Genomic DNA, 12,460 nt, shown 5'->3' on the forward strand with positions numbered 1-12,460 from the left:
GTACCAGGGCCCGATCAGCGGAACGGGGTGCCGGTCAGCCGCTCGTAGGCGGTCACGTAGCGCTCGCGGGTGGCCTCCACCACGTCGGCGGGCAGCTCCGGCGGTGGGGACACCCGGTCCCAGCCGGAGGAGGTCAGCCAGTCGCGGACGTACTGCTTGTCGTAGGAGGGCTGGACGTCGCCGGGTGACCACAGCGTCGCCGGCCAGAAGCGCGAGGAGTCAGGGGTGAGCACCTCGTCGCCGAGGACCAGCCCGGAGGAGTCGAGACCGAACTCGACCTTGGTGTCGGCCAGCAGGATGCCGGCGTCCCGGGCGACCTCCGCACCGCGCCGGTAGAGCGCCAGGGTCAGCTCGCGCAACCGGCCGGCCCGCTCGGCGCCCACCGCGGCGACGACGTCGGCGAAGTCGACGGCCTGGTCGTGCTCACCCGGCGCGGCCTTGGTGGACGGCGTGAACACCGGCTCGGGCAGCTGCGAGCCCTCGACCAGCCCGGCCGGCAGCTCGACGTCCCGGATGGACCCGGTCCGCCGGTACTCCGCCGTCCCCGACCCGGACAGGTAGCCGCGCGCCACGCACTCCACCGGCAGCATCTCCAGCCGCCGCACCAGCACCGCGCGGCCCGCGACGGCGTCCGGTACGTCCGTGGCCGAGAGCAGGTGGTGGGTGGCGCCGAACTCGGCCAGCACCGGCGCCAGCTGCTCGAACCACCACACCGACAGCGCGGTGAGCACCCGGCCCTTGTCCGGGATGGGCGTGGGCAGCACGGCGTCGTAGGCGGAGATCCGGTCCGACGCCACCAGCAGCAGCCGGCCGGGCCCGGCCTCGTAGACCTCGCGCACCTTGCCGCGGGCCACCAGGGGCAGCGACAGGGTCACGCCAGGGCCGCCACGCGGTCGAACAGCGGGCCGAGGGCGGCCACGTACCGCTCGGGCCGGCAGATGTCGTCCAGCCGGGCCTCGTCCAGGTCGACTCCGGCGTCCTTGGCCCGCCCCCGCAGCGTCTCGCGGAACGGCGTGCCGCTGGTCCAGGTCTCCATCGCCGCCGACTGCACCAGCGCGTAGGCGTCCTCCCGCGACGCCCCGCCCTCGACCAGCTCCAGCAGCACCGCGGAGGTGTAGATCAGCCCGCCGGTGGACTCTAGGTTCGCCCGCATCCGGCCGGCGTCCACCACCAGGCCCTCCACCAGACCGGTGGTCAGGTGCAGCAGGTAGTCGGTGGTGACCGCGGCGTCGGGCAGGAACACCCGCTCGGTCGAGGAGTGCGAGATGTCCCGCTCGTGCCATAGCGGGATGCCCTCCATCACCGGGACGACAGCGGCGCGCACCACCCGGGCCAGCCCGGCGATGCGCTCGGACCGGATCGGGTTCTTCTTGTGCGGCATCGCCGACGAGCCCTTCTGCCCGGACCCGAAGGCCTCCGACAGCTCGCGCACCTCGGTGCGCTGCCCGTGCCGGACCTCCAGGGCCACCGTCTCGCAGACGGTGGCCACGATCGCCAGGCAGGCGACCCACTCGCTGATCGAGTCGCGCAGCACCACCTGGGTGGAGGCGTCGGCGGGCGTGAGGTCCAGCGCGGCGGCGACGGCGGCCTCGACCGAGGGGTCGACGAGGGAGTACGTGCCGACCGCGCCGGAGATGGCGACCACGCCGACCCGTCCGCGCGCGGCCCGCAGCCGGTCCCGCGACCGGGCGGCGGCGAAGGCGAGGTCGGCGACCCGGTGGCCCCACACGTCGGGCTCGGCGTGCACACCGTGGGTGCGCCCGACCCGGATGGTGTCGCGGTGGGCCAGCGCGTGGTCGCGCAGCACGGCGACCAGCCGGTCCAAGCGGCCGAGCAGCAGGTCGGTGGCCTCGGTGAGCTGGACGGCCAGCGCGGTGTCCAGCAGGTCCGACGACGTCATGCCGTGGTGGACGTAGGCGGCCGCCGACCGGGGCTCGGTGTTGTCCGCCCAGGCGGTGAGGAAGGCGATGACGTCGTGCTGCGTGGTCTCCTCGATCTCGGCGACCCGCTCCGGCGTGGGCGGCGGCGCGTCGCGCACCGGCGGCACCACCTCGGCGGGCACCCGCCCGGCGGCGGCGTGCGCCTCGAGCACCAGGGTCTCCACCCGGCACCACAGCTCGTACTTGTGCTCGTCGCTCCAGACCCGCCCCATCTCCGGGAGCGTGTACCGCTCGATCACCGCTCGTCCGCTCGTCGCACCACGGGCCCAGTCTCCCTCGCGGCCGGCCAGGGGACCCAAGGCCCCCACCCCGCGGCCGCGGACCCTCCCGTGCGGTGGCCGACCTCGTGCTGCAGCGCGAGGCCGGCCACCGCAGGGCACGGTCGGTGCTCTCAGACCGTGATCCGCCCCTCGACCGCGGCCAGCGCGATGTCGGTGCGCCAGTGCGCGCCGGCCAGCCGGACGGCGGCCACCCGCTCGTAGGCCGACTGCCGGGCGGCGGCGAGGTCCGCGCCGACGGCGGTGACCGCGAGCACGCGCCCGCCGGCGGAGCGGACGGTGCCCTCGGCGTCCACCGTGGTGCCCGCGTGCAGCACGCCCTCGCCGTCGGCACCGGTGACCGGGTCGCCGGTGCGCGGCCGCTCCGGATAGCCCGGCGCGGCGACCACGACGGTGACCGCCGCCCCGTCGAGCCAGCGCAGCGGCGGGTGCCCGGCCAGCGTGCCGGTGGCCGCGGCCTGCAGCAGCCCGGCCAGCGGCGTCTCCAGCAGCGGCAGCACCACCTGGGTCTCGGGGTCGCCGAAGCGGGCGTTGAACTCCACCACCCGCAACCCGCGCGAGGTCAGCGCCAGGCCCGCGTAGAGCAGGCCGGAGAAGGGCTCGCCCCGGCGGGCCATCTCGTCGACGGTCGGCTGCAGCACCGTGGCCCGCGCCTCCTCGACGAGGCCGGCGGGCGCCCACGGCAGCGGGGCGTAGGCGCCCATCCCGCCGGTGTTGGGGCCGGCGTCGCCGTCGTCGCGGCGCTTGGCGTCCTGGGCGGGCAGCAGCGGCAGCACCGTCGTCCCGTCGGTGACGGCGAACAGCGACACCTCCGGGCCGTCGAGGAACTCCTCGACCAGCACCGCGCCGCCGGCGTCCAGCACGCGGTGCCCGTGCGCGACGGCGGCGTCCCGGTCGGTCGTGACGACGACGCCCTTGCCGGCGGCCAGGCCGTCGTCCTTCACCACGTACGGCGGTCCCGCCTCGTCCAGTGCCGTCTCCAGCTCCGCCGCCCCACCGACGGCCCAGTAGCCGGCGGTGGGCACCCCGGCAGTGCTCATGACGTGCTTGGCGAAGGACTTCGAGGACTCCAGCTGCGCGGCCTGCGCCGACGGCCCGAAGCAGCCGATCCCGGCGTCGCGCACGGCGTCGGCAGCGCCGGCGACCAGCGGCACCTCCGGACCGACGACGACCAGGTCGGCCGCCCAGGAGGTGGCCAGCGCGGCGACCGCGGCCGGGTCGGCGGCGTCGACCGCCGCGGCCTGCGCGATCCGGGCGGTGCCGGCGTTGCCCGGGGCGCAGGCCAGCGCGGTGACCGCGGGGTCGGAGGAAAGAGCGACGCACAGGGCGTGCTCCCGGGCACCGGAGCCGACGACGAGCACGCGCACGGACGCGGACCCTACCCACCGGCGGCAGGCGCCGGGCCGGACCGACCCCGTGGGGGACGGCCCTGCGCCGCAGCCCTCAAGCAGTCCGACCCTCCGGCCGATGTGTGTGAGATGAGACACGTGGCACCGGATGAGGCGCAGGTCAGCGGGCTGTCCGCCGGATCGTGGACGACCCGTCGGCGCGCGTTCGCCGTCCCGACACCTGCCTCGGGTGTTGTAGAGGACATGCACGCGACCGCGGCAACGGCCGCACTCGCGCCCATGGGCCCCGCCCGTCCCGTGGTCGTGGGACACCGGGGGGCCACGGCCTACCGACCCGAGCACACCGCGGCCAGCTTCGAGCTGGCCATCGACCTCGGCGCCGACCTCGTCGAGCCCGACGTCGTGGTCAGCCGCGACGGGGCACTGGTCGTCCGGCACGAGAACGAGCTCTCGCACTCCACCGACGTCGCCGGGCGCCCGGAGTTCGCCGACCGGCGCACCACCCGGGTCGTCGACGGCCGCGAGCGCACCGGCTGGTTCACCGAGGACTTCACGCTGGCCGAGCTGCGCACCCTGCGCGCCGTCGAGCGGATGCCGGCCCTGCGCCCGCTGAACACCACCTACGACGACCGGGAGGGCATCCTCACCCTCGCCGACGTGGTCGCGATCGCCCGGCGCCGCTCCACCGCCGACCGGCAGGTCCGCGTGCTGGCCGAGCTCAAGAAGCCCAGCTGGTTCGACCACGAGGCCGGCGTGCCGATGGCCGAGCTGGTCGCCGCGGAGCTGCGCCGGCTGGGCTCGGCCGGCCCCGACGGCACCGTCGTCGTGCAGTCCTTCGACGCCGCCGCGCTGCGCCAGCTGCGGGCCGACCTCGGCTCCCGCGGGCCGACGATGCTGCAGCTGGTGGACGACGCCGGCGAGGACGACCACCTGGTGACCCCAGCCGGGCTGCGGGAGGTCAGCACCTACGCGCAGGGCATCGCCCCGAGCCGCCACCGGATCCTGCTGCGCGACGACGAGCAGACCATGACCGGCGTCTCCGGCCTCATCTCGCAGGCCCACCGCGCCGGGCTGCTGGTCGTCCCGTGGACGCTGCGACCGGAGAACGCCTTCCTGCCCCGGCACCTGCGCCGCGGCACGGCCCCCAGCGGCAGCGGCGACATGCGGACCGAGGCCCGGCTGCTGCTGGCGCTCGGCGTCGACGGGCTGATCACCGACGCCCCGGAGATCGCCGTGGCGGCACGGGCGGAGCTCTACAGCTCCCGCTCGAGGCCGGCGGCGTCGCGGTCGGGAGCCGTGTAGCCCCTCGGGTCAGCCGATGAGGTCGTGCAGGACGACGTTCTCCTCGCGGCCCGGACCCACGCCGATGACGCTGACCCGTGCGCCGGACAGCTCCTCCAGCCGGCGCACGTAGGCCTGCGCGTTCACCGGCAGCTCGGCGAAGGAGCGGCAGCCCCGGATGTCCTCGGACCAGCCGGGCAGCTCCTCGTACACGGGTGCGGCGTGGTGGAAGTCCGTCTGCGTCATCGGCATCTCCTCGTGCCGGACGCCGTCCACGTCGTAGGCCACGCAGATGGGCACCGTCTCCAGCCCGGACAGCACGTCGAGCTTGGTGAGGAAGTAGTCGGTGATCCCGTTGACCCGGCTGGCGTAGCGGGCCACGACGGCGTCGAACCAGCCGCAGCGGCGGTCCCGGCCGGTGGTCACACCGACCTCGCCGCCCTGGGTGCGGAGGTACTGCCCCCACTGGTCGTGCAGCTCCGTCGGGAACGGCCCGGAGCCCACCCGGGTGGTGTAGGCCTTGAGGATGCCGACCACCCGGTCGATGCGGGTGGGGCCGATGCCCGAGCCGGCCGCCGCGCCACCCGCGGTGGGGCTGGACGACGTGACGAAGGGGTACGTCCCGTGGTCGACGTCGAGCAGGGTGCCCTGCGAGCCCTCCAGCAGCACCCACTCGCCGGCGTCCAGGGCGTCGGCCAGCAGCAGCCGGGTGTCGGCGATGCGGTGGCGCAGCTGCTCGGCGTAGCCGGCGTACTCCGCCACGACCTCGTCGACGTCGATGGCCTTGCGGTTGTAGACCTTGACCAGGACCTGGTTCTTCTCCTGCAGCGTGCCCTCGAGCTTCTGCCGCAGGATGGACAGGTCCAGCAGGTCCTGCACGCGGATGCCGACCCGGGCGACCTTGTCGCCGTAGGCCGGCCCGATGCCGCGGCCGGTGGTGCCGATCTTGCGCTTGCCGAGGAACCGCTCGGTGACCCGGTCCAGCGCCCGGTGGTGCGGCATGATCAGGTGCGCGTCGGCGGAGATCACCAGCCGCGAGGTGTCCACGCCGCGCTCCTCCAGGCCGGCGAGCTCGCCGATGAGGACCTCCGGGTCGATGACGACGCCGTTGCCGATGACCGGGGTGCAACCGGGCGTCAGGATGCCCGAGGGGATCAGGTGCAGCGCGTAGCGCTCGCCGTCCGGCGTGATCACCGTGTGCCCGGCGTTGTTGCCGCCCTGGTAGCGGACGACGTACGGCACCCGCCCCCCGAGCAGGTCGGTGGCCTTGCCCTTGCCCTCGTCGCCCCACTGGGCGCCGATCAGCACGATCGCCGGCATCTCGCTGTCGTCCCCTCACTCGTCACCGGCGGTGGACCGGCTGGCAGGTGGCAGGGTATCGGCATGCCCCTCGTCGAGGTCGACCTGCGCGGGCTGCCGCCGGGTCAGGCGCCGGCGCGCGCCGAGGTCGCCGCGGCCACCGGGGCCGACGCGCTGCTGGTCCGCGGGCCGGTGCCGGCGCTGGCGGCGGTGCTCACGGCGCTGTGGAAGGCCGGGCGGACCGCCGCCGTCCCGGTCTCCTGGGAGCCCGCCGGCGACCGCGACTCCGGTGCCCTGGCACGGGCGCTGGGCCTCGGCAGCGGCCCGGTGCGGGAGCTCGGCCTGGTCCGCGACGACCACGGCGGAGTCCTGCTGCACCACGGCCGCATCGAGGCGGCCGGGGACGGCCGGCGCCGCCCGCTGGCGCGGCGGCTGGGCGCGCAGGCGCACCACGACGCGGTGAAGGTCGCCGACGGGCCGGTCACCCGGATCGACGTGCGGCCCGACTGGGGGGCCGTGGACACCCTCGACGTCACGGTGCTGACGCTGCCGCTGCGGCCCGGTCGGCGCACCAGCGGGCGGGCGGTGCAGGTCGCCTGCGACCCGGCCCGGGTGGTGCGCGACGGCGTCGCCCACCCCCGGCCGGTCACCCGCTGGACCTGGTACGCCGACGACCGCGTCCGCTGGCGGCTGGACCCCTAGCCGGGCCCACCTCCCCCGCGATCACGGCGTCCGGGAAGCGACACGCGGACTCCGGCCGGTGTGTCGCTCCCCGAACCGCGTGCTCGTCGCGGGGCGGCCCGCCTACGGCGCGAGCGAGGGGTCGCAGTCGCGCAGCAGCTGGGTGCAGCGCTCCTGCTCGTCGGTCTCGCCGATCGCCTCGGCCGCGCGGGCCAGCACCGTCACGCAGCGCAGGAAGCCGCGGTTGGGCTCGTGCGACCACGGCACCGGGCCGTGGCCCTTCCAGCCGTTGCGGCGCAGCGCGTCCAGCCCGCGGTGGTAGCCGGTGCGGGCGTAGGCGTAGGCCTCGATGGTGCGGCCGTCCCCGATCGCCTCCTCGGCGAGCGCCGCCCAGGCCGCGCTGACCGTCGGGGAGGCCGCGGCGACCTCGGCCGCCGGGGTGCCCGCGGCGAGAGCAGCCTCGGCCTCCGGGGCGCCCGGCAGCAGGGTCGCCGGGGGCTCGCCGAGCAGGTTGTGGTGCGGGTGCCCCATCAGGAACCCACCGACTGGCCGGCGGACAGCAGGTCCTCGCACGCCTGGACCACGCGCGCGGCCATGTTCGTCTCGGCGAGCTTCATGTAGGTGCGCGGGTCGTAGGCCTTCTTGTTGCCCACCTCGCCGTCGACCTTGAGCACGCCGTCGTAGTTGCTGAACACGTGCCCGGCGATCGGCCGGGTGAAGGCGTACTGGGTGTCGGTGTCCACGTTCATCTTCACGACGCCGTAGGACAGCGCCTCGCGGATCTCCTCCTGCGCGGACCCCGAGCCGCCGTGGAAGACCAGGTTGAACGGCTTGGCGCCGTCCCCGAGGTTGAACTCCTTGGCCACGATGGCCTGCCCGCGCTCGAGCACGTCGGGCCGCAGCTTGACGTTGCCGGGCTTGTAGACGCCGTGCACGTTGCCGAAGGTGGCCGCCAGCAGGTAGACCCCGCGCTCGCCGAGGCCGAGCTGCTGGGCGGTGCGCAGGAAGTCGCCGTCGGCGGTGTAGAGCTTCTCGTTGATCTCGGCGACGACGCCGTCCTCCTCACCGCCGACGATGCCGATCTCCAGCTCCAGGACGATCTTCGCCGCCGCGCACCGCTCCATGAGCTCCTCGGCGATGTCGAGGTTCTCGGTGAGCTCGACGGCCGAGCCGTCCCACATGTGCGACTGGAACAGCGGCGCCTGGCCGGCGTCCACCCGGTCCTTGGACAGCGCGACCAGCGGGCGCACGTAGGAGTCCAGCTTCTCCTTGGGGCAGTGGTCGGTGTGCAGCGCCACGTTGACCGGGTACCGCTCGGCGACGACGTGCGCGAACTCCGCCAGCGCGACCGCGCCGGTGACCATGTCCTTGACCCTGGTGCCGGAGGCGAACTCCGCGCCGCCGGTGGAGAACTGGATGATGCCGTCGCTGCCGGCGTCGGCGAACCCGCGCAGCGCGGCGTTGACCGACTCCGAGGAGGTGCAGTTGATCGCCGGGTAGGCGAAACCGCCCTCCTTCGCCCGGTCGATCATGTCGGCGTAGACCTCGGGGGTCGCGATGGGCATGCGGGGCACTCCTCGTGTGGGGTGGCGCTGGTCCGGCGGTCAGTATCGCGCCCGGGTCGGCGGCCGCGACACCCCGCTACCCGGCCCTCCGGACGCCGCTCACCCCCCGGCCGCCCGGCCGGCCACCCGCGCGGCGACCAGCACCGGGTCGAACACCGGCGAGAACGGCGGGGCGTAGGACAGGTCGCAGTCGGCGAGCTCGTCGGCGGTCCACCCGGCCCAGATCGCGGTGGCCAGGACGTCGACCCGCTTGCCGGCTCCTGGCCCGCCGACGACCTGACCCCCGAGCAGCTGACCGGACCCGCCGTCCACCACCAGCTTGACCGCGATCGGCCCGGCGCCGGGGTAGTAGCCGGCCCGCGTCGTCTCCTCCACGGTCTCGGCGCGGACGTCGTGGCCGGCGGCCTCGGCCTGCCCGGTGCACAGCCCGGTCCGCCCGATCTCCAGGTCGCCCACCTTGGTGATCGAGGTGCCCAGGACGCCGGCGAAACGGGCCGCCCGGCCGCCGACGACCGAACCGGCCACCCGGCCCTGGCGGTTGGCGTGCGTGCCGAGCGCGACGTGCACCGCCTGGCCGGTCAGCCGGTGGAACGTCTCGCTGCAGTCACCGGCCGCGAGGACGTGGCCGTGCGAGCGGCTGCGCTGGCTGCGGTCGACCTCGATGGCCCCGGTCTCCCCGATCCGCAGGCCGGCCGCCCGGGCCAGCTCGACCTCGGGGCCCAGGCCGAGCCCGACGACGACCAGGTCGCAGGGGTAGCTGCCGGCGTCGGTGGTCACCGCCCGCGCCGCGCCGTCCGCGCCGGTCTCCACGGCGCACACCGGCTGGTCGGGCTGCACGTCGATGCCCAGGTCGCCCATCGCCTTGCACACCCGCTCGCCCATGTCGGCGTCCAGCTGGGGCATGGGCAGGGAGTCGGCCAGCACCACGGTCACCTCCAGACCGCGGGTCCGCAGCACCTCGGCCATCTCCAGGCCGATGTACCCGCCGCCGAGGACCACCGCGTGGCGGGCGCCGGCGGCGATCGCCGCGCGGATGTCGGCGCCGTCGGCCAGCCGATGCACGCCGTGCACGCCGGGGGCGTCCAGGCCGGGGACGTCCGGGCGCATCGGCCGCCCGCCGGTGGCGACCACCAGCCGGTCGAAGCCGAGCGTCTCGCCGGTGCTGGTGCGCACGGTGCCCGCGTCGAGGTCGAGCTCCTCGGCGCGGGTGCCGGTGCGCACGTCGACGTCCCGGGCGGTGAAGTCGCGCGGGGTGCGGGCGACCAGCTGGTCGCGGTCCTCGACGAGGTCGCCCACCCAGTACGGGATCCCGCAGGCGGAGAAGGAGACCTCGGGGCCCTGCTCCAGGACGGTGATCGCCAGGTCGTCGGCCGGGCGCAGCCGGCGCGCCGTGCTGGCCGCGGACATGCCGGCGGCGTCCCCGCCGACGACCAGCAGCCGCTCAGCGCTCACGCGGTCACGGACGGCCGCCGGTGCAGCACCCGGCCGGGAGCGCCGGTGGGCCCGGCCCCCCGCGTCGTCGTCACGGTGGACACCGTCACACGGTACGACGCCACCGCCGTCGGTCGGCTCAGCGCAGGCCGAGGTCGGCGAGGGTGAACGCGGCCCGGTACTCCAGGCCCGCCGCCTCGACCGCGGCCCGCCCCCCGCGGTCCACGACCACCGCGACGGCGACCGGCTCCGCGCCGGCCTCGCGCAGTGCCTCCGCGGCGGCCAGCGGGCTGGCGCCGGTGGTGGAGACGTCCTCCACCACGAGCACCGCGCGCCCGGCGACGTCCGGGCCCTCGATCCGCCGCTGCAGGCCGTGCGCCTTGTCGGTCTTGCGGACGACGCAGGCGTCCAGGAAGCCCTCCCCCGCGGCGGCGGCGTGCAGCATCGCCGCGGCCACCGGGTCCGCGCCCAGGGTGAGCCCGCCGACGACGTCGTAGCGCAGGTCGCCGGTGAGCTGGCGCATCACCCGCCCGACCAGCGGGGCGCCCTCGTGGTGCAGCGTGAGCCGGCGCAGGTCGACGTACCAGTCCGCCTCCTGCCCCGAGGACAGCGTCACCCGCCCGTGCACGACGGCGAGCTCGACGACGAGCTCGAGCAGCCGGTCGCGGTCGGGGTGGGCGGCCCCGTTCCAGGGGCCCGGCCCGAGGGACGAGGGGTGGAGGGGGTCGGGGTCCTTCTGCACTCCGTCGACCCTACTGACGGTGAGCGGGCGCGGCTGCTCAGCCGGCCGGCGGGGTGAGCACCTGGTCGAGGAGGTAGACGGTGGCGTTGAGCGTGGCGACGTTGCCGCAGACCACCGTCGCGTCGGCAGCGCCGAGCAGCGTCTGGTCGGCACCGATCGTGTAGGTGTCGCCCGCGCCGTCGACGGTCACCTGCCCGCCGGCGAGGGTGGTGTGCGTGCCGGCCAGCTCGCCGGGGGTGAGTCGCCGGGCGATGACGTGGTGGGTGACCAGGGCGGTCAGCCGTGGGGTGTCGGCCAGCAGCGGGTCCAGCGCGGCGCGCGGGACGGCGGCGAAGGCCGCGTCGACCGGCGCCAGCACGGTGAGGTCCGCGGTGGCGTCGAGGGACGCGGACAGCGCGGCCGCGCGCACGGCCCCCGTGGTGGCGCCCAGCTCGGGGACGGTCGCCATGGCCGTGGCCGCCGGGGCGCCGGCGAGGGCGGCCGCGCTGCCCGGCCCCTCCGCGGGCAGCGCGGGGCAGCCATCCCCGAACGGGCCGGTCGGCGCCGGCGGGGCGGCCTCGGCGGAGGCGGCCGTCGCCGGGGTGCTGCCCGCCGTCGCCGGGACGTCGGAGCCGCACCCGGGCAGCGACAGCGCCAGCACGGCGGCGGCGGCGAGCGGGGCGCGGTGGATCGCGGTGCGCGTCACGGGGCGGGGCTCCTTCGTCGGGGGCGCCGACATCATCACCGTCCGGGCCGGCCGCTCCCGGGAGCGGCGCGGCGCAGCGCCCCACGACGGCGCTGCGGGCCGCCGTCCGGGTGGACGACGGCCCGCAGCAGGCGCACCACGTCCCCGCCGCGCGGGCGGGGTGGCCCCCGTGCAGGGTCCCGCCCCGAGCGTGCGGGGGGTGGGGGCACGGGTGGCCCCGTCCCGGGTCCCGCCCCGAGCCTGCGAGGGGTGGGGAGGACGGGCGGCCTCCCTGCAGGGTCCCGCTGCGAGCGTGCGAGCGGCGGGGGGCAGGGGTGGCCCCGTCCCGGGTCCCGCCCCGAGCCTGCGAGGGGTGGGGAGGACGGGTGGCCCCCGTGCAGGGTCCCGCCCCGAGCCTGCGAGGGGTGGGGAGGACGGGTGGCCCCCGTGCAGGGTCCCGCCCCGAGCGTGCGAGGGGTGGGGGGCACAGGGGTCCTTCATCAGGCGGCCGGGGGGGCCAGGACCTGGTCGACGATGTAGACGGTGGCGTTGGCCGTCTGCACGTTGCCGCAGATGACCGAGGCCGGCGTGCCGGTGACGGTGCCCTCGATGGTGAACATCTCGCCGGAGCCGGTGATGGTCACCGGGTCGCCGTTGATGTCGGTCTGCTCGCCGGCCAGCTGGTCCGGGGAGAGCCGGCCCTGCAGCACGTGGTGGGTGAGGATCGCGGTCAGCTGGGCGTTGTCGGCCAGCACGGTCTCCAGGGTCCCCGCCGGGAGGGCCTCGAACGCCGGGTTCGCCGGGGCGATCACGGTGATGTCGTCGGTGGTGTTCAGCGTGTCGCCCAGGTTGGCGGCGGTCACGGCCTGCACCAGGGTGGACAGGGCCGGGTTGTTGCTGGCCGCGGTGGCGACCGGGTCGTCGGTCATGCCCTGGAAGCTGCCCTCACCGTCGGCGGGGACGGCCGAGCAGCCCTCGCCGAAGGGCTCCTCGGACACGGGCATCGCGCTGCTGGAGGGCGCCGACGAGCTGGACCCGCCACCGGCGGCGCTGCTGGCGGCGCTGCCCGCGCTGCCGGCGGCGTCGGACGCGGCCTCCTCGGCGCCACAGGCGGTCATGGTCAGGGCCAGGGCCGAGGCGGCGGTGAGCAGGGCGGTGCGGGTCAGGCGGGTGCTCTTCACGGGGTGCTCCTTGGTCGTCGTCGTGCGGGGTCGTGGCCCCCGACCGGGG

12 protein-coding genes are annotated in these 12,460 nt (G+C 75.9%); 2 read left to right on the forward strand and 10 right to left on the reverse strand.

The features are described from left to right. Positions 1-14: 14 nt before the first annotated feature. From RTG05_RS20520 to purD, 3 genes are all read right to left on the reverse strand, one after another. Positions 15-875 carry a phosphoribosylaminoimidazolesuccinocarboxamide synthase gene (locus RTG05_RS20520; RefSeq protein WP_208104691.1) on the reverse strand — a complete coding sequence of 287 codons (861 nt, stop codon included), beginning with the start codon at positions 873-875 and terminating at the stop codon, positions 15-17. Then, positions 872-2,179, reverse strand: a complete 1,308-nt coding sequence (gene purB / locus RTG05_RS20525) for an adenylosuccinate lyase (protein WP_166526649.1) — start codon at positions 2,177-2,179, stop codon at positions 872-874. The genes RTG05_RS20520 and purB overlap by 4 nt, the downstream gene beginning before the upstream one ends. Positions 2,180-2,331: 152 nt before the next feature. Next, positions 2,332-3,585: a phosphoribosylamine--glycine ligase gene (gene purD, locus RTG05_RS20530; RefSeq protein ID WP_166526650.1), complete on the reverse strand. Its 1,254-nt coding sequence runs from the start codon at positions 3,583-3,585 to the stop codon at positions 2,332-2,334. Positions 3,586-3,846: 261 nt separating this feature from the next. On the opposite strand from purD, the gene RTG05_RS20535 reads away from it, so the two are divergent. Next, positions 3,847-4,869: a glycerophosphodiester phosphodiesterase family protein gene (locus RTG05_RS20535; protein WP_315912094.1), complete on the forward strand. Its 1,023-nt coding sequence runs from the start codon at positions 3,847-3,849 to the stop codon at positions 4,867-4,869. Between the two features lie 9 nt (positions 4,870-4,878). Here RTG05_RS20535 and RTG05_RS20540 read toward each other — a convergent pair whose 3' ends face one another. Beyond that, entirely contained in the window at positions 4,879-6,168 is a 1,290-nt protein-coding gene (locus tag RTG05_RS20540; RefSeq protein WP_166526652.1) for an adenylosuccinate synthase, read from the reverse strand. Positions 6,169-6,231: 63 nt separating this feature from the next. Here RTG05_RS20540 and RTG05_RS20545 point away from each other — a divergent pair, with 63 nt between their 5' ends. Continuing rightward, positions 6,232-6,849 (forward strand): hypothetical protein, encoded by a 618-nt coding sequence (locus RTG05_RS20545; RefSeq protein WP_166526653.1) that lies wholly within the window; start codon positions 6,232-6,234, stop codon positions 6,847-6,849. A gap of 102 nt (positions 6,850-6,951) precedes the next feature. Here the strand turns inward: RTG05_RS20545 and RTG05_RS20550 are convergent, their stop codons facing one another. From RTG05_RS20550 to RTG05_RS20575, 6 genes are all read right to left on the reverse strand, one after another. Beyond that, a complete protein-coding gene (locus tag RTG05_RS20550) occupies positions 6,952-7,359 on the reverse strand; it encodes a DUF3151 domain-containing protein (RefSeq protein WP_166526654.1) in 408 nt (135 codons plus the stop codon). After that, the gene (gene fbaA / locus RTG05_RS20555) at positions 7,359-8,393 is read right to left on the reverse strand and encodes a class II fructose-bisphosphate aldolase (protein ID WP_166526655.1); all 1,035 of its coding nucleotides are present in this window, start codon (positions 8,391-8,393) and stop codon (positions 7,359-7,361) included. The genes RTG05_RS20550 and fbaA overlap by 1 nt, the downstream gene beginning before the upstream one ends. Before the next feature lie 99 nt (positions 8,394-8,492). Continuing rightward, complete coding sequence (locus RTG05_RS20560; RefSeq protein ID WP_315912095.1) at positions 8,493-9,845, reverse strand: FAD-dependent oxidoreductase; 1,353 nt, start codon at positions 9,843-9,845, stop codon at positions 8,493-8,495. 118 nt (positions 9,846-9,963) lie between these two features. After that, a complete protein-coding gene (pyrE, locus tag RTG05_RS20565) occupies positions 9,964-10,482 on the reverse strand; it encodes an orotate phosphoribosyltransferase (protein ID WP_315912595.1) in 519 nt (172 codons plus the stop codon). Between the two features lie 121 nt (positions 10,483-10,603). Continuing rightward, on the reverse strand, positions 10,604-11,251 hold the full coding sequence (locus RTG05_RS20570) for a fasciclin domain-containing protein (RefSeq protein WP_166526657.1): 648 nt from the start codon (positions 11,249-11,251) through the stop codon (positions 10,604-10,606). A gap of 479 nt (positions 11,252-11,730) precedes the next feature. Next, positions 11,731-12,411 carry a fasciclin domain-containing protein gene (locus tag RTG05_RS20575; RefSeq protein WP_315912096.1) on the reverse strand — a complete coding sequence of 227 codons (681 nt, stop codon included), beginning with the start codon at positions 12,409-12,411 and terminating at the stop codon, positions 11,731-11,733. Between the last annotated feature and the right edge of the window lie 49 nt (positions 12,412-12,460).

It is taken from the genome of Geodermatophilus sp. DSM 44513 (genome assembly GCF_032460525.1).
In the GTDB taxonomy this organism is placed as follows: Bacteria; Actinomycetota; Actinomycetes; order Mycobacteriales; family Geodermatophilaceae; genus Geodermatophilus.

Bases quoted from the DNA above. Each gene is read 5' to 3' on its own strand.
- RTG05_RS20540 (WP_166526652.1), bottom strand. From the start codon at position 6,168: ATGCCGGCGATCGTGCTGATCGGCGCCCAGTGGGGCGACGAGGGCAAG.
- fbaA (WP_166526655.1), bottom strand. From the start codon at position 8,393: ATGCCCATCGCGACCCCCGAGGTCTACGCCGACATGATCGACCGGGCG.
- RTG05_RS20545 (WP_166526653.1), top strand. From the start codon at position 6,232: ATGCCCCTCGTCGAGGTCGACCTGCGCGGGCTGCCGCCGGGTCAGGCG.
- RTG05_RS20550 (WP_166526654.1), bottom strand. From the start codon at position 7,359: ATGGGGCACCCGCACCACAACCTGCTCGGCGAGCCCCCGGCGACCCTG.
- RTG05_RS20535 (WP_315912094.1), top strand. From the start codon at position 3,847: ATGGGCCCCGCCCGTCCCGTGGTCGTGGGACACCGGGGGGCCACGGCC.